We start from the raw sequence: 24,967 nt of genomic DNA, 5'->3' as shown, positions 1-24,967 counted from the left end.
CTCGTAACATTATCCAAATTATTATTACGTGAAAATCCATGCAACAATGCCATACATTGCACGCATTCTGTGTTAATCAATAATAAGAATTAAATCTACCTGAGAAGTGTTTAAAGAGGAAGGTTAAAATATTCTTCCTTAAACCTCTGCATCTAATAAATCGGTAGCAATATGGTACCGTGGATCCTCAACACTGCTTTCAATAATAGTATCAAATTCAGGATTACGACGCATGAGTAATTCTTTACACTCAGGACTTAAATGGGTCAGCTTCACTTCTTTTCCTTGTGCTTGATATTTATTTACAACCTCTCGTAGTGCTTCAATTCCTGAATGATCCTGAACCCTAGATTCAATAAAATCTATTTTAATTTTTTGTGGATCATTTTTAGGATCAAATTTCTTATTAAAATCAGTCACTGATCCAAAAAATAATGGGCCCCAAATTTCATACACCTTGGTTCCATCATCTTCAATACGTTTTCTCGCTCTAATTCTTTTGGCACTTTCCCAAGCAAAAACAAGAGCACTTATAATTACACCTACAAAAACAGCAATTGCAAGATCAAAAATAACTGTAACTACTGATACAGTTATCAGAACAGCAGCATCAGATTTTGGAATTTTATTAAGTATCCTGAAACTTGACCAAGCAAAGGTGTCAATAACCATCATAAACATTACACCTATCAACGCTGCGATGGGAACTTGCTCTATTAGTTTATCTGTAAACAGTAAAAACGTTAACAAGGTAATTGCCATCATAACCCCAGAAAGTCTACCACGACCACCGGCATTAATATTAATTACTGTTTGACCAATCATTCCACAACCACCTGTTCCTCCGAAAAGTCCACTCACAATATTACCTGCACCTTGCGCCACACATTCTCGATTACCACTACCACGTGTCTCGGTAAGTTCATCGACTAAATTCATGGTCATCAAGGATTCAATTAAACCAACCGCAGCGGCAAGAAAAGCATAAGGAAGGATGAATTGAAAAGTTTTAAAATTGATTGGTAAGTTGCTCCAAAGATCAGTATTAAAAGTAGGTAATTCACCCTTTAAACCTGTCCCACCACCTTCAATTATGTAGGAACCTACTGTACTTACCTCCATACCGCTTATCACAACAACAGCAGTTGTAACTATGATTGCCGTTAATGCAGCTGGTATCTTTTTAGTAAGTTTAGGTAATAACCATATAATTCCCATGGTTAATAACACAAGCGCAATCATCGTCCACAATTCAGTTCCTTGCATGTAGGTGGATACATATCGTGTAACTCCATCTTCTCCCACAACCGGATTTTTATGTGAAAACATTTTTACTTGCGCGATAAAAATCACTACCGCAAGACCATTCACAAATCCCATCATTACTGGATGTGGTATTAACCTAACAAATTTACCTATCTTAAAAACACCTGCTCCTATTTGAATAACACCCATTAAGATTACCGTGGCAAAAAGGTAGTAAAAACCCATATTTTCTACTGGGTTTTCAAAGGCCATACCCTTTTCATGACCTTTGATGATAAGATCAACAAATATCACTGCAACAGCACCAGCAGCACCCGATATTAAACCAGGACGACCACCGAATAAAGCAGTTATTAATCCTATTATGAACGCTCCTGAAAGTGCCACTAATGGGTCTATACCAGCCACAAATGCAAAGGCCACTACCTCTGGAATCATAGCTAGCGATACCGTAATTCCCGCAAGAATATCGTTTTTAGGAGATTTTGTAAAGTTGTTGAAAATTTTAGCCATGCTTGTGAACTGCTGTATTTTAAAGGGCGCAAAGGTAATCGCTTTTTAAGGTTTATAAAACCTTGAATAAGTTATTTATATTTGAAAACCAGTTAACCAAGAACTTCATGAACTTATACACAAGGTGTACCAGTTGTGGCAACCATTTCAATTTAAAGATTAAGGGAAAAGATCGTGTTGAAATCAAAATGAAATACGGTGATTCAATTGCGTCACAGTGCAGTCATTGCCACACACAACAATCAACACCAATTAAAAAGATTAAAGCCGAAACAAATCAGCTTATCATCTCGATAGGATTTATAATAGGAGCTGTAGCATTCTTAAGTACATTTTTCTTTATAGGTAAATATTTGGCACTAGGTAAAGCAGTTTATTTCATTTATGGTGGTTTAACCTCTTTACCGTTTTTATTATGGCGTATTGAAGAGAAGTCTGTCAGGAGTTTTAATAGTACCAACGTAAAATAAGGTGAATTCCTTAAAAATCAATCTATGAAAAAATATGTCCCGTTAGTTATTGTTTTTCTCGCTTTCGCGAAAGCGGAAACACTACGAGCTCAAAATGATATTGAAGTTGTTTTAGAAGATTTACTTGTCTATCTGGATGGGTATATTGAACCAGCAGCTGAAGCCAGTGTTACGCAAGCAGGAGCAGCCTGGTATTACAGTGCTAAAGCACTACCAAAATTTAAGACGAGCATAGGCTTACATGCTAATGCGCTAGTTGCTCCTGAGAAAAAGCAATTCTTCACAGTAAATAACGATAAATTTAACAATTTGAGAATACGAGGCGGCACAGAGGCTAAAATACCTACAGCCTTAGGTCCGGAACAACGAACGTTTTTTGACTTTACCGTGGAAGGTGAAGAGTATGAACTTCAAGTTTTTGAAGGCATATCATCCGAAGTACTAGGACATCCCTTTTTACAAGCTAACGTAGGCTTATGGGCCGAAACTGAATTGCTTGTAAGATTTGCGCCAAAAATCACCTTGGATAAATCTAATTTTAGTTTATACGGTCTTGGGCTTAAACATAATTTAAGCCAATATTTCTTTGGTTCAAATCGTGATTTTGAGCTAGCAGTTCTAGCCAATTATTCTCTTTTTGATTTTAATTTAATATTTGACCCTTATACTATAGAATCAAATCAAGGAACAGCGCTTACAACTATTGATGGTGCTTTAATTGACTCGCATGCTGTTATTGTCCAATTAATTGCAAGTAAGGATTATAACAATTGGACATTTTCTAGTGGTGTAGGTTATACAAATAGTTGGATTGATTATCGACTTACGGGAAGTGAAGGTACGTTTCTGAACTTATTTAACGAGGTCCTCGTAGCTCTTGGTGAGACTAAACAGTCTTATCGATTTGATCTAGGCGCCACTTACAACTGGAATAAATGGAGTGTCACATCTCAATTAAGTGTGGCTCATTATGCTAATTTAAGTTTAGGTGGTGTTTACAAGATCAATTAATAGTTTCATTTTCTTACTTGTTTCAATAGTAAGTATATCGGTTCAAGCACAAGAAACTTCACCAGAAAAATCGGCTAGAAACAGGAAAATCGGTATCGGATATGGCTGGCACACACAGCAATCTTTTCCTGGAACGAGCAACGATTATATTTATGAAACAAAGTCGGCTCACATATTTTATGAATGGCAGCAATGGCAAAGTGGCAGATGGACCTTTCACACCTCAATTGAGACGGCACTATATCAGGTAGATCATCAATTGCTTAACTTTTATTTTATCACACCAGATCAAGAAGATTTTCAAGAAAGACGTGATAGATTCACACAGGCAAGATCATTTAACGAATACGTAGCACATGCAGGACTGAAAACAGTTTACAACTGGAATTTTGAAATAAAACCATTTATTCAAATTCGTATAGGTCCTATGTACGGCACACAAACTACCGAAAGGCTGAAACGAGGTTTTTCTTTTTCAGATGTTTTGAGTATTGGAACACAATATCAAGTAGATGAGCATGAATTTATAATAACCTATAGCTTAAGACATACCTCAAATGCAGGTTTAAAATTTCCTAATAGCGGTCACAACAGTTCAGGATTTCAAATAAGTTATGCTTACTTGTTCTAGAAATAAGTTTAATTAACTTATTAAACTCTTAAAAATTCACACAACTTTATTACGAGATTACTGTTTAATTAGCATTTCTATCCTACTCTATCCTATAATTTTACATCATCTAAGAATACAATTAAGTAGTAATTATTGTACAAAAAAAGGGATGCTGTGCTTGCATCCCTTTTTCATTGATAACCTAATATAAACTCAATACCATTAAAGTCTATCAGCAATTTGAACAAGCTCTTTAAACTCTTGAATGTATCCATGTGGATCACTCAATTGTACCGACTGTAAAACCTGTTCTATATCACCGTAATTGAAACTGCCTTTATAGCTAGAGTTCCTAAGATTCATTCCAAAACTAGCTGCAGCAGCACCTAATTTTTGCTGTGATGAGCTCGCACTAAAATCAAGATTAGCATCTAAGAGTTCTTCCACTAGTAAATTGCTGGTTGAGTTAACTGGCTCTTTATATCTTAGATTAACCTTGAGACTAGGTTGATTAGCACTTCCTGCTGTTGATGCAGGTACAATCTCATAAAAGGCGGTAATGGATTGCCCGCGACCTATTTCCCCAGCATCTTCCTCGTCATCCTCAAACTGATCATCTTGTAGCAACCTGTTTGCATATCCAATAAGTCGATAACTTTGCACTTCAGTTGGAGAAAATTCTACTTGAATTTTTACATCCTGAGCAGCGGTAAAAAATTTATTTCGTTCGTGAACAAAAACTTTCAGCAACTGTTCTGTTTTGTCAATATATTCATAGGTCCCATTTCCTTTATTAGCCAATTGCTCTAAGGTTCCTTCATTTAAATTTCCTCTACCTACACCTAAAGCTGTTAGAAAGACACCTGATTCTTTTTTATCTTCTATAAGTTCAATAAGACCTTCTTGATCAGATACTCCAATATTAAAATCACCATCGGTACCTAGAATCACTCTATTATTTCCATTATTTATATAATAGGATTGTGCTATTTCATAAGCCGTAATGATACCTCTTGCACCTGCAGTTCCACCACCAAAACCTAAATCGTCAATAGCTTGTTTTATTCTTATTTTATCACTTCCTGGAGCGCCATCTAAAACCACCCTATCTGCACCAGCATAAGTAACAATTGAAACAATATCATCATCATTGAGTTCATCCACCAAAAATTTAAACCCAGATTTAAGCAAACCAAGTTTATCTGGCGAAGACATACTTCCTGAGACATCAATTAAAAAAACATAATTACTACCTGCAACGGTTGTAAGATCAATATCCTTTCCTTTTATACCTATTCTAGCAAGCTTATGTCCATTTGTCCATGGACAGCTTGTAATCTCTCCATTTATAGTTATAGGACTAGTTGAAAAATCATCATCATAATTCATATCAAAATAATTAATGATTTCTTCAGTGCGCACTGCATTAACAGGTGGCAAAACCGCTTCCTGCTGTAAAAAGCGCCTTACATTAGAATAAGAACCACCGTCGGCATCTATTGAGAATGTAGAAATTGGAAATTCAGTAACGTCAAGAAAAGGATTTTCTGTAACTTCATTATACTGATCGCCTGAAAATGGTTCTGGGAATGGGGAGTCATTGTAAAACATTCCTTGATCCTCACAAGAAATCACAAAAAATAGTGTAATAATTAAAAGTGATAGTAATTTTTTCATGGTTGCGTTTTTAGAATAGATACACATTTCCTTAAAAGGTTGCGTAAAAGAGTGTATCATTTATGAAGAAAGGAACATAAATAAGGATCTTCACAAAAACGCTAAGACAAGTAAATTAAAACGCGCTGAAAAAAAATCCCGATCTGATATCAGATCGGGATTTAATTTGATGCGAGAGGTGGTTACACCTTATTTTACTTTTTCCACGATAGCTTTAAAAGCCTCTGGATTATTCATTGCTAGGTCTGCAAGAACTTTACGATTAAGTTCTATATCGTTTTTCTTTACAGCACCCATAAATTGAGAATAACTCATTCCATGTAAACGAGCACCTGCATTGATACGAGTGATCCATAAACGACGGAAAGTTCTCTTTTTATTTCTTCTATCACGGTAAGAGTAAGACATTGCTTTCTCAACCGCATTCTTTGCTACTGTCCAAACGTTTTTACGACGTCCGAAGTAACCTTTTGCCTGCTTAAGGACTTTTTTTCTACGAGCTCTACGAGCTACAGCATTTACTGATCTAGGCATAATTTTAATTTTTTAATAGTAGGCGACTGTTTTAACAGCACTTTTAAAAGCCTGACTATTGGGTTTTTATTAATTAATAAACCATCAAGGTTTACAGCTTACTTAAGGTTAAGTTGTAACTTGATATTGTTTTCATCACTCTTGTGCACAAGTGTATCGTGAGTAAGAGCTAACTTTCTTTTCTTGCTTTTCTTTGTCAGGATGTGACTTTTAAAAGCGTGCTTTCTTTTGATCTTTCCAGTACCAGTAAGCTTAAAACGCTTCTTTGCACTAGATTTAGTTTTCATTTTAGGCATAATTTCCTTTTTTAATTTCTCGCATTTCCACTTAAAAAATGACCATAAAAAAACAGCCCTCTTTTAAGAGGACTGCAAAAATATTATTTTTCCTTGAATTATTAATGCGATCAAGCAAAAAGTTCGTCTTATTTTTTCTTAGGAGCGATAAACATATTCATACGTTTACCTTCCATTTTAGGCATTTGTTCTACTTTACCTAGATCTTCAAGATCTTGAGCAAGTCTAAGCAACAATATTTCACCTTGATCTTTATAGATTATAGAACGTCCTTTAAAGAAAACATAGGCCTTTAATTTAGCTCCTTCTTTCAAAAACTTCTCGGCGTGTTTTTTCTTGAACTCATAATCGTGATCATCTGTATTAGGACCGAAACGTATTTCCTTAATAACCACCTTACTTGCGTTTGCCTTCATGGCTTTTTCACGCTTCTTTTGTTCATAAACAAATTTCTTGTAGTCAAGAATTTTAACTACTGGCGGTTCTGCGTTAGGAGAAATCTCAACAAGATCTAGTTCTTGCTCGCGCGCTTCTTTCAATGCGTCACGGGTGTCCATTACTCTAGGTTCACCTTGACCTACTAATCTAACTTTTCTTGCACGAATTTTCTCATTAATTGCGTGCTTATCTTCTTTAATAATTCGAGCCGGTCCGCGGCTTCTGCGTCTACGTATTGCTATGGCTATATAATTTTAATTAAACTTCAAATTTTTTCATGGTAGCATCGATTTCTTCTTGTATCGCTTTCGCGAAAGCGGAAACATCCATACTACCTAAATCGTCTCCACCATGTTTACGTACAGAAATAGTGCCATTCTTTTCTTCTTGTTCCCCAACAATGATCATGTAAGGGATTTTATTCATTTCGGCCTCACGGATTTTTTTACCCATGGTCTCTGCACGATTATCAACAATAGTGCGAATTTCGTAATTTCCTAGAGAATCTGCTACCTTTTTTGCATAATTTTCATATTTCTCACTGAGAGACAGTATAGTACATTGCTCTGGCATAAGCCATAATGGGAAGTTACCACCTGTGTGCTCTAGTAAAATTGCGATAAAGCGCTCCATTGATCCAAATGGCGCACGGTGAATCATCACTGGTCGATGTGACTCATTGTCAGCTCCTTTATAAGACAGATCAAATCTTTCTGGCAAATTGTAATCTACTTGTATAGTTCCTAACTGCCAGCTACGGCCTAGAGCATCTTTTACCATAAAATCAAGTTTAGGACCATAAAAAGCAGCTTCACCTTCTTCAATGACATAATCTAAACCTTTATCTCGTGCCGCGCTGATGATCGCGTTTTCTGCAATTTCCCAGTTATTAACGTCGCCTATATATTTTTCTGGTTTTTGCGGATCTCTTACACTCACTTGTGCGGTGAAATTTTCAAATCCTAACGAACCAAAAACGTATAATACTAAATCTATAACTGCTTTAAACTCTTCATCTAGTTGTTCTGGCATACAAAAGATGTGAGCGTCATCTTGAGTAAATCCACGTACTCGAGTAAGACCATGTAGCTCACCACTTTGCTCATAACGATAAACAGTCCCAAACTCAGCAAAGCGTTTTGGTAAATCTCGGTATGACCATTGTGTACTTTTATAAATCTCACAATGATGAGGACAGTTCATCGGTTTAAGAAGAAACTCTTCATCATCAGCTGGTGTGGTAATAGGCTGAAAACTATCTTCACCATATTTAGCATAATGTCCTGACGTAACGTATAATTCTTTTGAGCCTATATGAGGACTTACCACCATTTCATAACCAGCTTTCTTTTGAGCTGCTTTTAGGAAGTTCTCTAATCGCTCACGTAATGCAGCACCTTTTGGCAACCATAATGGAAGACCTTGACCTACTCGCTGTGAGAAAGTAAATAACTGTAATTCCTTACCTAATTTTCTATGGTCGCGTTTTTTTGCTTCTTCAAGTAATTCTAGATATTCTTTAAGGTCCTTTTGTTTAGGAAAAGAAATACCATAAACTCTAGTAAGCTGTGTATTATTTTCATCACCACGCCAGTAAGCACCAGCAATAGACATTACTTTTACAGCTTTAATTATTCCTGTATTAGGAATGTGACCACCGCGACACAAATCAGTAAATGAATCGTGATCACAAAAGGTAATCGTCCCGTCCTCAAGGTTCTCTATAAGTTCTACCTTATACTCGTTATTTTGTTTTTTGTAGAAATCTAGCGCATCTTCTTTTGAAACACTGCGCATTTCAAACTCATGTTTACCTCGAGCGATTTCCAACATTTTAGCCTCAATTTTTGGAATATCACTTTCAGAAATACTGTGCTCTTTAAAGTCTATATCGTAGTAAAATCCATTATCTATAGCTGGCCCTATTGTTAAACTCACTCCAGGAAACAATTCTTCAATAGCCTGAGCCATAACATGTGAGGTTGAATGCCAAAAGGCTTCTTTACCTTCCTTATCTTTAAAGGTGTAAAGAATAAGATCTCCATCTTCGGTAAGCTGTGTTTTTGTTTCTACTTTTTTCCCATTGTAGCTAGCACTAATAACATTGCGCGCTAATCCTTGAGAAATACTCATTGCGACATCCATAGGTGTTGAGCCGCTCTCCATTTGTTTGATACTACCGTCTGGTAATGTAATATTAATCATAAGTACAAAATATGAATAAACAAAAGTAATCTTTTAAGCCTATTAACAAAGCATACATAGATTAAACTTATGGTTAATTAAGAAGTTGAAAAAATAGATTATTATTGACTTGAAAGTTTATGAACAACCATTTACAACTCTGGAGATTTAAATCTATTAGATAAAAGTCATTTTTATTAGATAAACTTTCTCAACTACAACAAATTAGCTATTGGAAAGCCTGTCATTTTTTATGTAACTTTAACCACATATAATCAACCTCTCATGAAAGCATTATTAGGGAAATGTAAGTGGGCACTTTTTTTATCATGTTTCTTATTTCATTGCAACCTTTATTCTGCGAGCAATGAATCAAAAAACGTTTCTGAATTAATCTATAAAATAGATAAAAGTACCGATCGTGTAACCTTATTTGAGTTAATCAAAAAACTTAAAAAAGAACACAATATCTCTACAAGAATCACATCCTATAAGCGTACAAGTGGAACAACTACTGAACTAGGCCTATACTTTAGTGATAAATTGAATAATGAAAAATCATTCAATTTATCAAGTCAAAACGGTATAGCAGACATATGTATTAAGATAGACAGTAAAAAGGATGAACTGTTAACTGCAGGAACTTGCAATCCACCAATACAAGAACCTACAACCCAAATAGATCAAAATACCTCAACAGCTTCAAACCGTACATCTACTGAGCCAACAAGCATAAGAACTAAACAAGAACTTAAACAACAAGCAGCACGAGACCGAGCAAGTATTGCAAGAGAGAAAAAGAAAGCAGCAATCCTTAAAAGGCAAGAGGAAATGCAAGAGCGTTTACAAGAGCAAAGAATTAAAAAGAACGAATTAGATTCCATTGCTGCTGCAAAAAAATTGAATCGCCTCAAAAAGGTCGAAAACGAAAAACTAGAACGTAAAAAAGAACTGGAAGCAGCAAGATTAAATAAAATCAATAACGATAAAGAACTTCTCAAACAGCAAATAGAGGCAATAAAAAATAAAAACTTAATCGAGCAAAGAAGACTGGATTCTATAAGAAAAGAAAGAGAAAAACTACAACGACAAAGCGAATTGAGAGATCAAAAGATTAAAGAAACTAAAGAAACAATTGCCGCTATTAAAGAAAGTAGAAAAGAAGCTTTCAGAACCGAAAAAGAAAGGTTACAAAAAGAAGAAGAAATGCGCAGAGAACTGGTTCAAATAAAGCAAGACAGTGCCGCAATACAACGAGACCAAATTGCGCAACTTAAACTTACTCAAGAAGAAAAGCTAGCATTAATTGAAGAAGAAAAAAGAAAAGCACAAGCCATACAAAACAAATTAAAAGAACAAGAACTTAAAAAAGAGTTAGAAAGAATTCAACGAGAAAGAGACCTAAGCGAGCAAGCACTTATGGAGATTGACAAAAGCTATGAAGAAAGAATGGTTGGTCTAGAAAAACTACAAGAACTAGTTGTAGAAAATAAGGATGAGGTTGTAACTCAAAAAGTTGATGAAAATAAAATAGCACTTTCCGAAGGCACACTAATCATTAATGGCGATCAAAGCTTTTATCGCAGTTATAAAAACCGAACCGACATTTATAACTCTCTGGGTAAGGTAATCTTATCACTAGAAAAAAGTATTACAAAAAATTCGCATTCTGGTTCTATAAACATTAAGGGCCAACCTATTAAATGGCAATTAAAAAACTCCATTCTTATTTTGAAAAATAATTCTGGTGAATTAGTAAATCCAGACGGTAGTATTTATTAGAGTTTGGTCTAAAATTTGATGTCATTTCACGATATCAAATAAGAATATGAAAAAGCTGCTGTTAATTTTAATTTTAGCTATTACTACAGTCTCGTGTAACATCATAAACGATTGCGACATTTGGGGTGCAAAACCGCAACTAAATGATACAAAACTTTCAACAGGCGTTGTAGATTCATATTACGAAGACAGTTTGAATGCCGAAATTGATAATAACCCTAACGACAACGGCTATTACTACTATTTTACCGTTCATCATTTACCTGCTGGAATGGATTACGAAGTTTACGGAAGAGAGTTGGTCCTTTTTGGCACTCCATCACAACCTGGACGCTATTCTATTGAGGTTGAACTATACGTAGAACCTGAGTTTTGGGACGAATCGTATGAAGGTGATGGATTGTGTACAGATACTACAAGCAAATACTACAGTCTTGAAATCAAATCATAGGACATTTATACCTGAAATAAGGAAATAATAACCTATAACTAAGGTAGATCATAATAGAACTTTGTAATGTATTTTAAAAGCAAAAACATTATGAAATTCTATGAGACTTCAATTTTCAGATTAATTAATTTCTTTACTCAAAATAAAACAATCGGCCCTAAAGTTCTTAACCGTTTAAAATATTGTGAACAGGAAAAAGTCCATGATTTTTATTGCAAGGGCAATTAAAGGTGTTTTTCAAACAATTGATTAGTAGAGTGTGGCATGTGGACTGTCCCTACTGGCTTAAATCCCATACCTTTATAATAAGAACATAGTTTTTCATTGTTAGCTAGACAATCCAACCTAAGCACACCTATTCTATGACTAACAGCCTTTTTTTCTATAGCTTTCATCAATTTAATACCTATACGATTTCCCGTATAATCTGGATGAATCACCAACGAATGAATATAGAATGCGGCGATATCTTGTTTTCCCCAATAAGGAATGTCATCCTTCATTAATCGGAACATCCCTACTAGAATTGAATGAGAATAAACTAAGGTAAACTCGGCAGCATTAACTCCTTGTTGCACCCATTGAAGTTTATCCTCTGGTGGTTGTAACCAATAGCTCCATTGATCAACACTTGATTCTTTAAGGTGACGTGCCGCTTTTTGTAACAATTCGACCACAACTGGAAAGTCAGATGATTGAGCTGTTACAAATTTAAGTTCCATGATTTATTTTTAAGACACAGGCTCTCCATAAAGGTCAAAGTCTTGAGCATCCGTAATTTTCACATTAACAAAACTACCTACAGACAAATAATGATCTGCAGCCTCAATGAGTACCTCATTATCAACATCTGGACTATCAAACTCGGTACGACCTACAAAATAATTACCTCGTTTACGATCAATCATGACCTTAAAAACTTGACCTATTTTTTCTTGATTAAGTTCCCACGAAATTTGAGATTGAATTTCCATAATTTCATTGGCTCTTTCCTGTTTAACCTCTTCAGGTACATCATCCTCTAATTGATAAGCATGTGTATTTTCTTCATGAGAATAGGTAAAACAGCCTAGTCGTTCAAATCTTTGTTCTTTTACCCAATCTTTCAACAGCTGAAAATCCTCTTCTGTCTCTCCTGGATATCCTACTATTAAAGTAGTTCTAATTGCCATATTGGGTACGCTTTCGCGAAAGCGTGACAACAACGCATTAGTCTTCTCATAAGTAGTACCACGACGCATGGATTTCAACAGCTTTGTAGAAATGTGTTGAAGTGGAATGTCTAAATAAAAACAAACTTTAGGTTCTTGATTCATAACGTCAAGAACATCCATAGGAAAACCTGTAGGAAAGGCGTAATGAAGGCGAATCCACTCGATACCATCTACTTTTACCAAAGCGCGTAAAAGGTCTGCCAGTTTGCGCTCTTTGTATAAATCAAGGCCGTAATAAGTTAGATCTTGAGCAATTAGAATGAGTTCTTTAACACCCGATGCAGCTAGCTTTTCTGCCTCGATTACCAAATTCTCAATTGGTGTACTTCTATGCTTACCTCTCATTAAAGGTATAGCACAAAAAGAACATGGTCTATCGCAACCTTCGGCAATTTTAAAATAGGCGTAGTTTTTGGGTGTAGTAGTCACTCGCTCTCCTATAAGCTCGTGTTTATAGTCTGCACCAAGTGCTTTGAGAAGTGATGGAAGTTCGGTTGTTCCAAAATATTGATCAACATCTGGTATTTCCTTTTCTAGATCTGGTTTATATCTTTCTGACAAACATCCAGAGACAAATACCTGATCCACCTCACCACGATTTTTACGCTCAACAAATTCAAGTATGGTATTAACAGATTCTTCTTTGGCATTATCAATAAAACCACAAGTATTAATTACCACTACATTACCTTCTTCTTCGTGAACGACATCCTTTCCACTCGCTTTAAGTTGCCCCATTAAAACCTCACTATCGTAAACGTTTTTGGAACATCCTAATGTTACAACATTAATCCTATTTTTCTTTCTTGACTTTGTTCTCATATCGGCTGCAAAAATACGATGAAGTAATGGATATGTTGTTAAAGTAAATTATAGGATAAAATTGTTGTTATTTAGTTATCTTTAATAATATATGCGGTATCTTCTTCTCACTTTTCTATTGCTAATTTTCACTGGTATGACAACTGCACAAAATCGAACTGTCACTGGTGTAATTAGTGATCCTGATGGCCCGATAGGTGGTGCAATCATAACTGTAAAAGGAACAGAAAGATATAGTACGACAAATTTTGATGGATTTTACTCCATCATGGTCAATGATGGCGATGTTTTGGTTTTTAGTTATGTAGGTTATGAGAGTCAAGAGGTTAAAGTAGGGTTATTGAATATTATAAACGTAATATTAATTAGCAGCTCTGAAGAAATAGTGATAGAATGTGGATTGTATCGCACCAATCAAAAAATTAGTTTATTTAAACTAATTAATAACGAATTAATTGGAGTCTCCTATCAGGATTATTATCAATTCATTCCAAAAGTAAACTTTGGTATGTCCTTGGGTAGTGATTTTGAAAATGGACTCTTTATAAATGGGTTTATTAGTACTTATATAAAAACATCTTCAAGAACCGATCCTTACTATCAGTTTATTGATTTAGACTCAAAATTATTCCGTAATGAATCTTTACAATTCAATTACCACAGTCTAACCCTAGGGTTTCCGAAGAATTCATCTATATTCAAAAACCACAGCTTATATATAAGATTACCCTATGTGGATTACTCAAATAATCTTAATAATTTTAAAGAGGTTGGAGTTGGAGTTGGTTTGGCTGGAGAATTGTTTTTAGGTATCGGACACTATACAAACTACGATTACTTTAAAAGTACTAACATATTTTCTACTCAATTTTCAAGAAGTATCAAAATCGGAGAAGAATATTTTACCGCAAGCATTAATTACCAGCACCTGGAACGATTTGAGGAGTTTACAATTGGTCTAGGATATCTATTTTAAAACCTTTTCTTTTTCAAAATCCCCTTTTTAACTCCTGCCTGTAGTTTGGTGTTTAAATGGTTTTCTTTAGGCGGAATAGGACAAGAATATCCATACCTATAAGCGCAATAAGGATTGTACGTATTGTTAAAATTGAGAACAACCTTTTTCTTTAATGGAGCTCTTAATTCCAAGTACCTTCCAACCTCATAGGTTTCATCACCATTAGTTTGATCAGTAAAATAAAGAGACAAAAAATTGTGATATTCAGGATGATTGCGATATTGTGGCCCATACATGACTAGCAACCTATAACTCTCTCCTTTTAAATTAAAATCTAAATAACCGTACTTTTCATAATCACTTACTTGATTCATTGTTGTGGTTACTTGAATGGTGGAATCGTCGTCAACAGGAGTGAAATTTGCCTCAACTACATATTCCGGGTCGTAAGGGTAGTATTTTAACGCAACAAACTCCTTTTTATCATCCTGTGATAATGGTGATTTATCACCAGATTTAAAAATTGCATTTTGCTTTTTTCTAAATTCAATAGTTTGTTGTCTATAATCAGGTGATTGAGAAAACAGACATAGGAATCCTATAAATATTAGTATATGTTTCATAAAATTAATCAAAAAGTGGCGTAAACCCAATTTGCAATTTCTTGATACGCAAATCTACAAGCTAGAATTACCGCAATAAGAAATAATGTAACCACCCAAGATTGTTTCTTAAGCCATAAAGTTACTACACTAATAAGTAAAACAACAGCGTGAATTGCAGCTATAAAATATACTGGTGTGTATAAGTTATCTGGCATGAGTACGTTGGACTCTCTTTCGCCCGTTAAAAAAGGAACTATGGAAGTAACTATATAAAATGCAGCGTAAAAAGCTACTATTTTGGTAGTTATATTTAATCCTTTTGGAGTAAATAAAACAGATTGATTTTCTTGACTCATATATTTCAATTAATAACCTTTGGGCGCTTGTCTATGGTTGGTTGCTTTTTCATAAGCTGCTGCCCACTTGAACAACAAGGCATCCTCTTCGGTAGGTGCAATAAATGTTAAACCGTATGGTTGTCCTGAGTCGTCATATCCCATAGAAACTGTCATGGCAGGAAAAAATGCTACAGCTGCTTGTGCCGCAGTGTAATTATTGATGGAAAGAAAACCATCGAGGTTATTTTTTCTTGTATAATAATAAAAATAATCTTGAGTTGCCGTGGTAAGCTTTCTTTTAAGGCTTTGCAAATCCTCTTCACTCATTAAATCTTTTTTGATCATATTGTCGAATAAGCGTTGACCATAAGGCATGGTTTTCACCGAGTCGATTTTATTAAAATTCACTAAGCGTTCCAAATCATATCCACGATACGATTGGTTTGCATATCCCGTAAAATAGTTAGGCAAATCCCGTTTCATATCCTGATCAAGTAAGCTTATAAAACCGTCTAATGAAACATCCTTTTCTTCTAGAATCACTACAGTTGCCCCTAAACTCTCTATATCCTTAATAGCCTGTGAAAACAATGAGTTCTCTTGAAAGCCAGCAAAAACACCAAAACGTTTTCCTTTTAAACTAGATTCATATAATCCAGCGATTTCCTTTTTAGATATTACTTCTACATTTTGAGTCATAGCATTAAGTAGGATTGCATTGTCCATGACATTCTTGGCCATAGGACCGGCAGTATCTAAATAACTAGAAATAGGTACAATACCGCTTCCGCTTAGTGTTCCTACTGTAGGTTTGTATCCCACGAGCGCGTGTTGTGAGGATGGTGATAATATGCTTCCTGCCGTTTCAGAGCCTATTGCAACCGCCGCAAAATTTGCAGCAACGCTAGCGCCACTACCACTACTTGATCCACCTGTATCAAATTTTCTAGGCCCATATGGATTTAATGTTTGTCCACCAACGGCGCTCCAACCACTAGGACAATCACCGCAAAAGTAATAGGCCCATTCACTCAGGTTTGCTTTACCTAGAATAACCGCACCTTCTTCCTTAAGTCTTGTAATAATTTTTGCATCTCGTGCGTCATTTTCAAGCAATGCAACTGCACCAGCTGTAGTGGCAATTCCCGATACATTAATATTATCCTTAACTAGAACAGGAATACCCCACATACTATATTGAATATCAAGCGCAGTTCCTCTATCCTTTAATTGAGAGTCTGCCTTTTTTGCTTGCTCGATAGCCTCGGGATTAATTCGGATTACGGAATTGATCGCTTTTTTATTAAGACGGTCGTACTCGTAAATACGGCTTAAATAATACAGTGTAAGTTGTTCATAGGTAAACTTTCCTTCTGCGATGGCAGTATGAATTTCAGGAATTGATTTTTCAAGGACGTATGGACCTATCAATATTGAGGACTTCTTCCCTATTTCGCTTTCGCGAAAGCGTAATACCTCATCCAGCACACCTTCAAACACGTCTTGTTTTGAAATATACTGGCTATCAATTACCTTGAATTCTCTGAAATCATCTTTTTTCTTGCTTACATCAGTGGATTGACACGCTGCAAGCACAGCCAAAAAGAAAATTGAAAAATACCTCATCTTTGAAAATTTGCTTAAAAATAGCAAACTATCGATAAACAAGATGTTTTGAATGTAGTTACTGTTTAAAGAAGCTATCTACAAACTCAACTTTATTGAAGACTTGTAAATCATCCATGCCTTCACCTACACCTATATAGCGCACGGGTATTTGAAATTGATCTGAAATACCTATTACCACACCACCTTTTGCAGTACCATCTAACTTAGTAACAGCAAGTGAAGTAACCTCGGTAGCAGCGGTGAATTGTTTTGCCTGCTCAAAAGCATTTTGACCGGTTGACCCGTCCAAGACGAGCATGACGTCGTGAGGCGCATTAGGCAGCACCTTTTGCATAACTCGTTTAATTTTACTGAGCTCGTTCATCAGGTTGACCTTATTGTGCAGTCGTCCAGCGGTATCTAGTAAAACCACATCAGCATTTTGAGCTACGGCACTTTGTAGGGTATCAAAAGCAACACTGGCAGGATCACTACCCATCGCTTGTTTTACAATCTCTACTCCTACTCTATTTGCCCAAATATCTAATTGATCGACTGCAGCAGCTCTAAATGTATCTCCTGCTCCTAGTACGACCTTTTTACCTTTTTGTTTAAACTGGTGTGCCAGTTTTCCAATTGTAGTGGTTTTTCCTACACCATTAACTCCAACAATCATGATAACATATGGACCATCAGTGTTTGGAATAGTGAAGTCTGTGGCATCACCATAATTGACCTCGCTCATTAATCCAGCGATTTCTTCTCGCAGGATTGAATTAAGTTCTGAGGTGCCTAGGTACTTATCTCTAGCTACTCGTTCTTCAATACGATCAATTATTTTTACCGTAGTCGCCACGCCTACATCACTAGATATAAGTACATCTTCTAGATCATCTAGAACATCCTCATCTACCTTTGATTTACCTGCAACGGCTTTACCTAATTTATCAAAGAAACTGGATTTTGATTTCTCAAGACCTTTGTCTAAAGTTTCTTTTTTTTCTTTATTGAATATCTTTTTGAAAAAACTCATTAGTAGCTAATTGGTAAATGCAAAGTTACACAAGTATATAGAGTTAATAAGTGCTTCTTTTTAGGAATTATAGAATAGCCTGTATGGCTGATTTAGCTTTATGATTTTTTAATCTCTTGAAGTGTTTTATAAAAGTCCTCTTGAACAGGTCTATTTTTAGGTAATTCTCTTAAAGGTTCCACTTGTCGCATTGTATCGTGACAGTCATTTGGCAATTGCTGGTACAATCTAGTTCCTGCCGTTTTCCAATCTATCATTTGATCACTAACGTCTTTGATTTTTTTTGCAGGATTACCGACAATCAAACTACGCGGTTCAAAAATAGATTCTGCCTTTACAAAACTCATAGCTCCTACTATACATTCATCGCCTATGACAGCATCATCCATGATGACACTATTCATTCCAATTAAGCAATTGCGACCTAAATTAGCTCCATGAATGACCGCGCCGTGTCCTACATGTGCGCTTTCGCGAAAGCGGATACTTTTACCAGGAAACATGTGCACCGTACAATTTTCTTGTACGTTAACACCATCTTCCAAAATGATTTCACCCCAGTCACCACGTATTACCGCACTAGGGCCTACGTAACAATTTTTACCTATGATAACATTGCCTATGACAGTTGCTTGAGGATGAATAAAACTACTCTCGTGAACTACTGGGATATGACCTTTAAATGAATAACATGACATAAAGCTAAATTAAACCAACTCTGATAATTTCTCAAATAAATATATGCGTAGGTTTAATTGATAATTACTTTTTCTGTGTAGTAACGACCATTTACCTTCAATTGAAGGATATAAGTACTGGTTGCCATATTAGCAGTGGTTATTTCCCAATTCTGACTGCTGTTCTTTAAAGTGGAAGAATTCACGTTAACGATAGCTTTTCCATTGATATCCAAAAGGTTTACAGACTCTAATTGATAATTGTCATCTAGTAATTGAATTACAATTTTTTGTTCACCATACGGCTGATAAATTGAAAGGATGTCATTGATTGAATTAAAATCATCAATTGAAAGAGTCGTATTTTCAAATTTTATAGAAAAGCGTCCTATATATTGACCAGCATTTAATTGTATGTTTGCGCTTGCATTTCGTAAATCATGATAATTATTGAGTAAGCTATCGAACAAATAAATATCTTGATTACTATCCCAATTTTCAAGCTCATCGATTCCGATGGTATAATTACCTGCGTCATTAATTTCTACAATTAGAGGTAAGCTATCACTATTATCGATATTAGGTACACCTTGAATCATATAGTTCTCTCCATTTAAATCAAATGCCATGTCATTTGACAGCCATTCATAGGCTTTTCCATCATAATATTTATCAACACCATCTGATGATAATGGATCAACTGTTAATAATAACTGTCTGTGCCCACCTGAAAGTCCAGTAAATCCTAATCTAATTTTTGATCTTATATCCTGTTGTTGAGGACCTAGAGTGGCTGTCCCACCAGCTTTGACAAATACGCTTTGACCAGAAGTTTCTGTGACAAAAATTCTTTGATTATTATTAAAATTAATGGGATTGCTACCAACGGTTTCTACAAAAAATCCTTGCGCAACTGGGATGTAACGTCCTGGCGTTTTAGTTGCAGTTCCTGATGTTGAAACACCATTAGCCGGAGTGGCAATGGATGGAGCACCTACACCACCTGAAAAATTATAGGTTGCATATCCGCCTTGGTATTCGGCTAAAAGGTGAGAATTGCCTCCATAATGTTCCCAAAAATAAACAGTACCGTCCAAGTCTGGATTATCTAACAAGAATTGATGAGTATCAATAGCACTAGGATATGGATTCGAAATTAAATAAATATTTCCAACTGTAATCGGCAAATTAATATTACCGTTATTTGGAATACCTTGAAATATAAAAGGTTGTACTCCTGTGGAAAGATGTGTCCCTTTCATTGTGAATCCTTCTCCAGCAAGTAAACTGGTTGACGGTGAAATTTGTTCCCAGTTTGAATAATTCCCAGGTTGATCCCTAAAAGCATAAAGCCATCTTCCTGAGATGGTAGCTGCGTTAGTAGCATCACCAGGTATTCCATCTGGAGTGTTTGTATTTGTAAAACTTAAATCTCGAGGGATTCCTGTAGTTCCATCTTTCATAACAGTTGAAACATCAAAACCTGCATTACTAGATGAACCAGTATTTGAGACAGGACTACCCCAATAAGTATACCTATACAAGTTAGGATTTCCTTCTCGCCATTTTCTCAATTCACCACTTGCCCCTACATTTAAAACTGAACTGTTAGTTTGTACAAATTGTCCATCTAATCCTAAATCTAATACTCCATTAAGATTTACAGGTCCAGTGACCTCAATACCTACATCACCAGAAGTAGTAAGGGTAACTCCTGGATCTATAAGTAAGGTTCCTGTTGTAAAAGAGTTAGTTTGAGTTGTGTTTTCCCTAACTATGACTGAATGCGAACTATTACTTGCTATAGGAGTTGATAATCCAGGGTCATAAGGGTCCCAACTTCCAGAATCGTAAACAAATTGCGGAAGTATTTGGATAATCACAGTATTAGAATAACTAGTATTTCCACAAATATCTTGAGCGCGTCGCCTATAATATCTAGTAGTGGTAAGACCTGTAGGAGGAATATAAGAAAGTGACGATGCTCCTGCTACATTTACCCATCCCGTAACTCCATTGTTACTCCACTGCCATTGATAATTAACAGAGGTACTGTAGGCTTCGGCGTTACTTGTTGAACTTAAGTTCACGGTGTTAGCAATTATATTATAAGAAGAAGCTCCTGTAATCGTTCCTGCATTCAAACTAGTAGCGTCTGTAAAGCTTATTTGATCAACGAATCCGCGATCCTCTCCCACTGAAACACTTCCATCCTTAACATAGCGCCATTCTATAGTATTATTTCCATAGTCAAGCGGTAAAGTAACCAATGTCCATCCTACTGTCCCGCTTATACGTTGCCTTCTTACACCATTAACATATACTTCGAGAAAATCATAATTTGCCTCACTACTCACACGCCATCTAAAACTTACCTGCGATCGACAAGAGACTGTAGTACTAAAGGAAGAAGTTTGATTATGTGTTATGGTACCAGAAGCTGCACAATCACTACCACTAAAAGCCCAACTACCTAATGATCCCCAAAAAGGTCGAGTACCACCGCCATTTAAAGTAGATTGAGTGTTTTCAGTTGCCAAAGTTAATGAAGTCGTAGAATATATATAAGAGTAATAAAGATTCATTCGATGATCTACATCACCTACTGTTTGATTACTAATTGTATTCTGATACTCTACTGGTGTAAGGTTGAATGTGCTTGTTTGTTGAGTTCTACAGTCATCGCCTGATTGATAGGTACATCTAGAACCTGAATCATCTTCCCATGCATCTATTCTTCCAATTATTTGTGTAGCTGGAACATTGTTTCTAGTTCTAGATGCGAACGTCCCAGTTCTATTGTAAGCTCCGTTATCATCAATTTGTACGCAACCACTGGAAATTTCAGCTATTGTGTTATCTCTATGATATCCATATGCCGTATATTCTTCTGTAGTGTTAAATCCAAAGTCATTGCCACAACCATTACCTTGAAATCTTGTTATCCTGGCAGTATAGTTTATGTTTTGTGAAAGACCTACTAACCCTAAAAAAATAAAACTAAAAAATACGTACAAAGTCTTCATAATAAATCGATTGGGACTCGTGAATTTCGTAAAACACTACTATTCAATAAAATACAATCGATACATTACATAGATATTCGGTTATCTACGTTTTTTGAAGAAAAAAAATGACGTTTACTAAAAATTTTTACTACAATATTTTACCAAAACGAAATGCAATTAACCTAAAAATCAAAAGATTAATATGTAGTGTTAACTAAGACCTTCAATTTTAAGAATTTACAAGTCCATGAATTTGAATTAATGATGAAAATGCATAGACGATAACTTTAGTAATAACTTTAATCTTTAACTGCTCTATTTAAAATTACGAGCCTTCAATAAATTTTATGGTTTGATCAATCCAGTTCTCATCATTTTTTAGTCTGACATCAACTGGAACGCCTCTACTTTCAAATTCAAAAAACTCATTGAATTTTAGGTCGGACAAATAAAATGAATAACAATTATCGCCTATTGAAATTAAATCTCCATAATTCAAACCATAAGCAATTACTCCCATGGAACTGTCACCTAATACTGTACCATTTATTAATTCACCTATGAAATGAGTTGTTTGTTCTGCATTGCTTCCAGACTTACCGTTTACAAGAACATATATATTGTTGCGTTTTGCATACTTTTTGATGGCCTTTCTCAATGGTTTACCTATTTGATCTGTACCACCACCATTATTGCGCAAATCGATGATAAGGTGATTTACTTCTAAATTTGGAAAAATATCATCTATAAACTTATTTGCTACTGCTACGTTATCATTGGCCCAACTGAACGTAGCTATACGCATATAACCAACCTTTTTATTTAACGGTTTGTAATAATAAAGGCTATCACTTTCTGGTGCATTATAATGGTATGGCTGTGTTTTATCTTTATAAATACCGTAGAAAACGAATCTCCCGTTAACTACTCTTTCTGCTCTAGAGCTTGCAAACAGTGAAAAATCGGATTTTATAAAGGATATCCTAAACTTATCTCCCAGAGAAGGAATTAATTCAAAAAACTGCATACCTGGTTCCCAATGGTCCATTTGAGTTTTTAATAATATTCCTAGGTATTTATCTTGATCTTTCACAACCCCAAAGGTGGAACCTTCACTATAATATACGCCTTCAATATCTTCAAATGGCTTCTGGTTGAGTTCAGTTTTAAGAGCATTTAAATCACCTTGATAGCGCGGAAGATTTTTGTAAAAAATAGAATTCTTAATGTTTATGGTATCAGAAATTCCAGTACCACGTACTCTACTATGTTCATCTCTTATTACATCTTTTAAATCTGTAATTTTTATGAAACATTCCCAGTGAGTAGTGTTTGAATCAACTTCTGCTAATAGAACATTTAACTTAGCTTTATAAGCTTCCTCGACCTTTCTATCCTTTGTCTGTTGTTTATAAGAAATAGTTTGTTTGTATTTTTCTGCAAACTCATTCAGCGATGTTTTACAATCACAGTTTTGAGCCTTACCACTCAGGATAGCCGTAAAAACGAAAAGAAAAGAAAGATAAATTGCCCTCATTACCAAATTATTTACTTAAACCTTTTTAATGTTTCCTTAGTAAATTCACTCAAGACTAATCGCCCAGAGATTTTAGCTCTATCGATCAATAAAGTATCCCAGTCTTCACAACCTGTCCAAAACATTTTTTTCATTTCGGCCATGGCATCTGGATTATAAGTCGCTAGATGTTGCGCAAATTTTAGAACTGCCTCATCCATCTCTTCTGTAGATTCATAAACATGAGCAAATAAACCGTTATCTTTTGCCCATTGCGGTGAATAGAATTCATTAGCATTAATAGCAATCTGGCTCATACCGGTTAAACCTAATTTACGCTCTACTGCTGGCCCCACTACAAAAGGACCTATACCTATATTAAGTTCACTTAGTTTTATAGCAGCATATTGAGTGGCAAAACAATAATCGGTAGCAGCAGCTACTCCTACTCCACCACCAACAGTTTTTCCTTGTACACGCCCAATGATAAATTTGGGACATTTACGCATGGCGTTAATTACATTAGCAAAACCACTAAAAAATTCCAGACCTTGCTCCTTATTTTCAATTGCAACCAATTCTTTAAAACTGGCACCTGCACAAAACGTTCTCGCTCCACCAGACTTCAAAATTATCACTTTGGCTTCTTCATCTTTACCTGCGTCTTCTATTGATTGTGCAAGATTTGCAAGCACATCACTAGGTAATGAATTGTGTGCTGGGTGAAAAAACTCAATAGTTGTAATCCCATTATCAGTTTGAGATGTTACGTAAGGTGCGGTCATAATTTTCAATACTTTATTTGTAATTCAAATCTAAGATTTCTTTGGCGTTTTTATAAAGATATAACCATAAAAAAGCCTCTTGTTTACACAAGAGGCATAACATTTCCTGTTATTGTTAAACGATTAGTCGTTAGTTCTATTTACTGCCGCTACTTCACTTTCTAATAAAGCAAAAAATTTGTCTAGATTAGGCATAATTACGATTTGTGTACGTCTATTTTTAGCCATGTTTTCTCTACTATCATTTGCTACTACTGGATCATAACTTCCTCGACCTGCAACAATTAATTGATCAGGCGAAACATTAAATTTGTTTTCTAATCTTCTTACAATTGATGCGCTACGCTCGGTACTCAGGTCCCAATTGTCTTTAATATAACTTCCTTCTTTTACTGTTCTACTATCTGTATGACCAACTATAAGAACTTCTAACGATGGCTCACTGTTAACTACTTGTGCAATTCGATTTAAAATACCATCTGCATCTTTTCCTATTCTGTAACTACTGTCTTTAAATAACATGTCGTCATCTATGTCTATCATTACAACGGTTTCATCAACCGATACATTTAAATCTGAATTTTCAGGTAGACCAGAAAGCTTTTTGGACATATTGTGAGCGATAGCGACATTAAGAGAATCTTTTAAAGTGGTTGCTCCGGCTAGTTTTGCCGCTGGCACATCTTTCAAAGTTGCCCTCATCGCTTTTTTATTGTTTTCAGACATAACTAGATCACCGTTATCCTGTGAAACTAACATCCCATCCTTCTCTGTTTTGAGAGAAGCAATCTTGGCATTGTATCGATCCACTCGCATTTCTATTTCATTCATGCGATTTTCTAATTGTTCTTTTTCAACTCGTGTTTTTTGAAGTTGAGATACAGTGGTGTTGTACTGTGATTCTAGCTCGGTGTATTTCTTTTTTGAAACACAGCTCGTTGTTAACAGAACTACTCCTGTAGCAATAAAAATTTTCTTGATCATAACTTATTTATTTGATAGCAACATAATGTGATGATCAAACGAATAGTATATAGAAAAGCTTAAAGTGTCGTTAAACAATTTATAAACACTAATCAATGTGTTGATTTACAGTTATTTAAAATCAATACGTTGATTTAATACAATTGTTAATTAATTGTATAAATTAAGAGTTACTTAAGAACCA

23 protein-coding genes are annotated in these 24,967 nt (G+C 35.4%); 6 read left to right on the top strand and 17 right to left on the bottom strand.

Translation table 11 applies throughout. The features are described 5' to 3' along the window. Positions 1-138 precede the first annotated feature (138 nt). Positions 139-1,779, bottom strand: a complete 1,641-nt coding sequence (locus I5168_RS06940; RefSeq protein WP_105019479.1) for a SulP family inorganic anion transporter — start codon at positions 1,777-1,779, stop codon at positions 139-141. Between the two features lie 107 nt (positions 1,780-1,886). Between I5168_RS06940 and I5168_RS06935 the strand changes: the two genes are divergently transcribed. From I5168_RS06935 to I5168_RS06925, 3 genes are read left to right on the top strand one after another with little or no spacing between them, the layout of a single operon-like run. Then, the gene (locus tag I5168_RS06935) at positions 1,887-2,249 is read left to right on the top strand and encodes a hypothetical protein (protein ID WP_105019480.1); all 363 of its coding nucleotides are present in this window, start codon (positions 1,887-1,889) and stop codon (positions 2,247-2,249) included. Positions 2,250-2,273: 24 nt separating this feature from the next. Further along, on the top strand, positions 2,274-3,260 hold the full coding sequence (locus tag I5168_RS06930; RefSeq protein WP_431471313.1) for a DUF6588 family protein: 987 nt from the start codon (positions 2,274-2,276) through the stop codon (positions 3,258-3,260). After that, a complete protein-coding gene (locus I5168_RS06925) occupies positions 3,241-3,891 on the top strand; it encodes an acyloxyacyl hydrolase (RefSeq protein WP_431471312.1) in 651 nt (216 codons plus the stop codon). The genes I5168_RS06930 and I5168_RS06925 overlap by 20 nt, the downstream gene beginning before the upstream one ends. Positions 3,892-4,095: 204 nt before the next feature. Here I5168_RS06925 and I5168_RS06920 read toward each other — a convergent pair whose 3' ends face one another. The 5 genes from I5168_RS06920 to thrS all read right to left on the bottom strand — a co-directional run bounded on the left by I5168_RS06920 (position 4,096) and on the right by thrS (position 9,023). Further along, the gene (locus I5168_RS06920) at positions 4,096-5,550 is read right to left on the bottom strand and encodes a vWA domain-containing protein (protein ID WP_431471311.1); all 1,455 of its coding nucleotides are present in this window, start codon (positions 5,548-5,550) and stop codon (positions 4,096-4,098) included. Between the two features lie 189 nt (positions 5,551-5,739). Next, positions 5,740-6,084, bottom strand: coding sequence for a 50S ribosomal protein L20 (gene rplT, locus I5168_RS06915; RefSeq protein ID WP_042277677.1), 345 nt, complete (start codon positions 6,082-6,084; stop codon positions 5,740-5,742). A 98-nt stretch (positions 6,085-6,182) separates the two neighbouring features. After that, positions 6,183-6,380, bottom strand: coding sequence for a 50S ribosomal protein L35 (rpmI, locus tag I5168_RS06910; protein WP_042277675.1), 198 nt, complete (start codon positions 6,378-6,380; stop codon positions 6,183-6,185). A 128-nt stretch (positions 6,381-6,508) separates the two neighbouring features. Continuing rightward, entirely contained in the window at positions 6,509-7,018 is a 510-nt protein-coding gene (gene infC, locus I5168_RS06905) for a translation initiation factor IF-3 (RefSeq protein WP_082586947.1), read from the bottom strand. Between the two features lie 58 nt (positions 7,019-7,076). Next, positions 7,077-9,023, bottom strand: a complete 1,947-nt coding sequence (gene thrS, locus I5168_RS06900; protein WP_085775115.1) for a threonine--tRNA ligase — start codon at positions 9,021-9,023, stop codon at positions 7,077-7,079. Between the two features lie 264 nt (positions 9,024-9,287). Between thrS and I5168_RS06895 the strand changes: the two genes are divergently transcribed. Both I5168_RS06895 and I5168_RS06890 read left to right on the top strand, forming a co-directional pair. Further along, the gene (locus tag I5168_RS06895; RefSeq protein WP_431471310.1) at positions 9,288-10,784 is read left to right on the top strand and encodes a hypothetical protein; all 1,497 of its coding nucleotides are present in this window, start codon (positions 9,288-9,290) and stop codon (positions 10,782-10,784) included. Between the two features lie 46 nt (positions 10,785-10,830). Continuing rightward, positions 10,831-11,235 carry a hypothetical protein gene (locus I5168_RS06890; RefSeq protein ID WP_105019487.1) on the top strand — a complete coding sequence of 135 codons (405 nt, stop codon included), beginning with the start codon at positions 10,831-10,833 and terminating at the stop codon, positions 11,233-11,235. Positions 11,236-11,459: 224 nt separating this feature from the next. Here the strand turns inward: I5168_RS06890 and I5168_RS06885 are convergent, their stop codons facing one another. After that, entirely contained in the window at positions 11,460-11,957 is a 498-nt protein-coding gene (locus I5168_RS06885) for a GNAT family N-acetyltransferase (RefSeq protein ID WP_431471309.1), read from the bottom strand. 9 nt (positions 11,958-11,966) lie between these two features. Next, positions 11,967-13,271: a 30S ribosomal protein S12 methylthiotransferase RimO gene (gene rimO / locus I5168_RS06880; RefSeq protein ID WP_431471308.1), complete on the bottom strand. Its 1,305-nt coding sequence runs from the start codon at positions 13,269-13,271 to the stop codon at positions 11,967-11,969. Between the two features lie 136 nt (positions 13,272-13,407). On the opposite strand from rimO, the gene I5168_RS06875 reads away from it, so the two are divergent. Next, entirely contained in the window at positions 13,408-14,247 is an 840-nt protein-coding gene (locus tag I5168_RS06875; protein WP_167342392.1) for a carboxypeptidase-like regulatory domain-containing protein, read from the top strand. Here I5168_RS06875 and I5168_RS06870 read toward each other — a convergent pair. The 9 genes from I5168_RS06870 to I5168_RS06830 form a co-directional block, all read right to left on the bottom strand. After that, positions 14,244-14,852, bottom strand: a complete 609-nt coding sequence (locus I5168_RS06870) for a DUF1684 domain-containing protein (RefSeq protein ID WP_105019491.1) — start codon at positions 14,850-14,852, stop codon at positions 14,244-14,246. The two genes, I5168_RS06875 and I5168_RS06870, sit on opposite strands and share 4 nt — an antisense overlap. A gap of 8 nt (positions 14,853-14,860) precedes the next feature. Beyond that, positions 14,861-15,190 carry a hypothetical protein gene (locus I5168_RS06865; RefSeq protein ID WP_167342394.1) on the bottom strand — a complete coding sequence of 110 codons (330 nt, stop codon included), beginning with the start codon at positions 15,188-15,190 and terminating at the stop codon, positions 14,861-14,863. Between the two features lie 9 nt (positions 15,191-15,199). Further along, entirely contained in the window at positions 15,200-16,798 is a 1,599-nt protein-coding gene (locus tag I5168_RS06860; protein ID WP_431471307.1) for an amidase family protein, read from the bottom strand. A gap of 58 nt (positions 16,799-16,856) precedes the next feature. Next, a complete protein-coding gene (gene ftsY, locus I5168_RS06855; RefSeq protein WP_105019494.1) occupies positions 16,857-17,813 on the bottom strand; it encodes a signal recognition particle-docking protein FtsY in 957 nt (318 codons plus the stop codon). Between the two features lie 98 nt (positions 17,814-17,911). Beyond that, positions 17,912-18,511: a transferase hexapeptide repeat family protein gene (locus tag I5168_RS06850; protein WP_431471306.1), complete on the bottom strand. Its 600-nt coding sequence runs from the start codon at positions 18,509-18,511 to the stop codon at positions 17,912-17,914. A gap of 53 nt (positions 18,512-18,564) precedes the next feature. After that, positions 18,565-21,516 (bottom strand): hypothetical protein, encoded by a 2,952-nt coding sequence (locus tag I5168_RS06845; RefSeq protein ID WP_431471305.1) that lies wholly within the window; start codon positions 21,514-21,516, stop codon positions 18,565-18,567. A 307-nt stretch (positions 21,517-21,823) separates the two neighbouring features. Then, positions 21,824-23,035: a S41 family peptidase gene (locus I5168_RS06840; RefSeq protein WP_167342399.1), complete on the bottom strand. Its 1,212-nt coding sequence runs from the start codon at positions 23,033-23,035 to the stop codon at positions 21,824-21,826. A gap of 11 nt (positions 23,036-23,046) precedes the next feature. After that, positions 23,047-23,799, bottom strand: a complete 753-nt coding sequence (locus tag I5168_RS06835) for an enoyl-CoA hydratase/isomerase family protein (RefSeq protein WP_060524157.1) — start codon at positions 23,797-23,799, stop codon at positions 23,047-23,049. Between the two features lie 123 nt (positions 23,800-23,922). Continuing rightward, entirely contained in the window at positions 23,923-24,783 is an 861-nt protein-coding gene (locus I5168_RS06830) for an OmpA/MotB family protein (RefSeq protein ID WP_167342400.1), read from the bottom strand. Positions 24,784-24,967: the final 184 nt, after the last annotated feature.

Origin of the sequence: Nonlabens sp. SCSIO 43208, assembly GCF_050703575.1 — a bacterium.
GTDB classification, from domain to species: domain Bacteria; phylum Bacteroidota; class Bacteroidia; order Flavobacteriales; family Flavobacteriaceae; genus Nonlabens; species Nonlabens tegetincola.
This window is presented reverse-complemented; position numbering and strand designations above follow the sequence as displayed.

Excerpts from the sequence above, each read along its gene's own strand:
- I5168_RS06940 (WP_105019479.1), bottom strand. The coding sequence starts at position 1,779 with ATGGCTAAAATTTTCAACAACTTTACAAAATCTCCTAAAAACGATATT.
- I5168_RS06935 (WP_105019480.1), top strand. The coding sequence starts at position 1,887 with ATGAACTTATACACAAGGTGTACCAGTTGTGGCAACCATTTCAATTTA.
- I5168_RS06930 (WP_431471313.1), top strand. The coding sequence starts at position 2,274 with ATGAAAAAATATGTCCCGTTAGTTATTGTTTTTCTCGCTTTCGCGAAA.
- I5168_RS06920 (WP_431471311.1), bottom strand. The coding sequence starts at position 5,550 with ATGAAAAAATTACTATCACTTTTAATTATTACACTATTTTTTGTGATT.
- rplT (WP_042277677.1), bottom strand. The coding sequence starts at position 6,084 with ATGCCTAGATCAGTAAATGCTGTAGCTCGTAGAGCTCGTAGAAAAAAA.
- rpmI (WP_042277675.1), bottom strand. The coding sequence starts at position 6,380 with ATGCCTAAAATGAAAACTAAATCTAGTGCAAAGAAGCGTTTTAAGCTT.
- thrS (WP_085775115.1), bottom strand. The coding sequence starts at position 9,023 with ATGATTAATATTACATTACCAGACGGTAGTATCAAACAAATGGAGAGC.
- I5168_RS06895 (WP_431471310.1), top strand. The coding sequence starts at position 9,288 with ATGAAAGCATTATTAGGGAAATGTAAGTGGGCACTTTTTTTATCATGT.
- I5168_RS06890 (WP_105019487.1), top strand. The coding sequence starts at position 10,831 with ATGAAAAAGCTGCTGTTAATTTTAATTTTAGCTATTACTACAGTCTCG.
- I5168_RS06885 (WP_431471309.1), bottom strand. The coding sequence starts at position 11,957 with ATGGAACTTAAATTTGTAACAGCTCAATCATCTGACTTTCCAGTTGTG.
- rimO (WP_431471308.1), bottom strand. The coding sequence starts at position 13,271 with ATGAGAACAAAGTCAAGAAAGAAAAATAGGATTAATGTTGTAACATTA.
- I5168_RS06875 (WP_167342392.1), top strand. The coding sequence starts at position 13,408 with ATGACAACTGCACAAAATCGAACTGTCACTGGTGTAATTAGTGATCCT.
- I5168_RS06870 (WP_105019491.1), bottom strand. The coding sequence starts at position 14,852 with ATGAAACATATACTAATATTTATAGGATTCCTATGTCTGTTTTCTCAA.
- I5168_RS06865 (WP_167342394.1), bottom strand. The coding sequence starts at position 15,190 with ATGAGTCAAGAAAATCAATCTGTTTTATTTACTCCAAAAGGATTAAAT.
- I5168_RS06860 (WP_431471307.1), bottom strand. The coding sequence starts at position 16,798 with ATGAGGTATTTTTCAATTTTCTTTTTGGCTGTGCTTGCAGCGTGTCAA.
- ftsY (WP_105019494.1), bottom strand. The coding sequence starts at position 17,813 with ATGAGTTTTTTCAAAAAGATATTCAATAAAGAAAAAAAAGAAACTTTA.
- I5168_RS06850 (WP_431471306.1), bottom strand. The coding sequence starts at position 18,511 with ATGTCATGTTATTCATTTAAAGGTCATATCCCAGTAGTTCACGAGAGT.
- I5168_RS06845 (WP_431471305.1), bottom strand. The coding sequence starts at position 21,516 with ATGAAGACTTTGTACGTATTTTTTAGTTTTATTTTTTTAGGGTTAGTA.
- I5168_RS06840 (WP_167342399.1), bottom strand. The coding sequence starts at position 23,035 with ATGAGGGCAATTTATCTTTCTTTTCTTTTCGTTTTTACGGCTATCCTG.
- I5168_RS06835 (WP_060524157.1), bottom strand. The coding sequence starts at position 23,799 with ATGACCGCACCTTACGTAACATCTCAAACTGATAATGGGATTACAACT.
- I5168_RS06830 (WP_167342400.1), bottom strand. The coding sequence starts at position 24,783 with ATGATCAAGAAAATTTTTATTGCTACAGGAGTAGTTCTGTTAACAACG.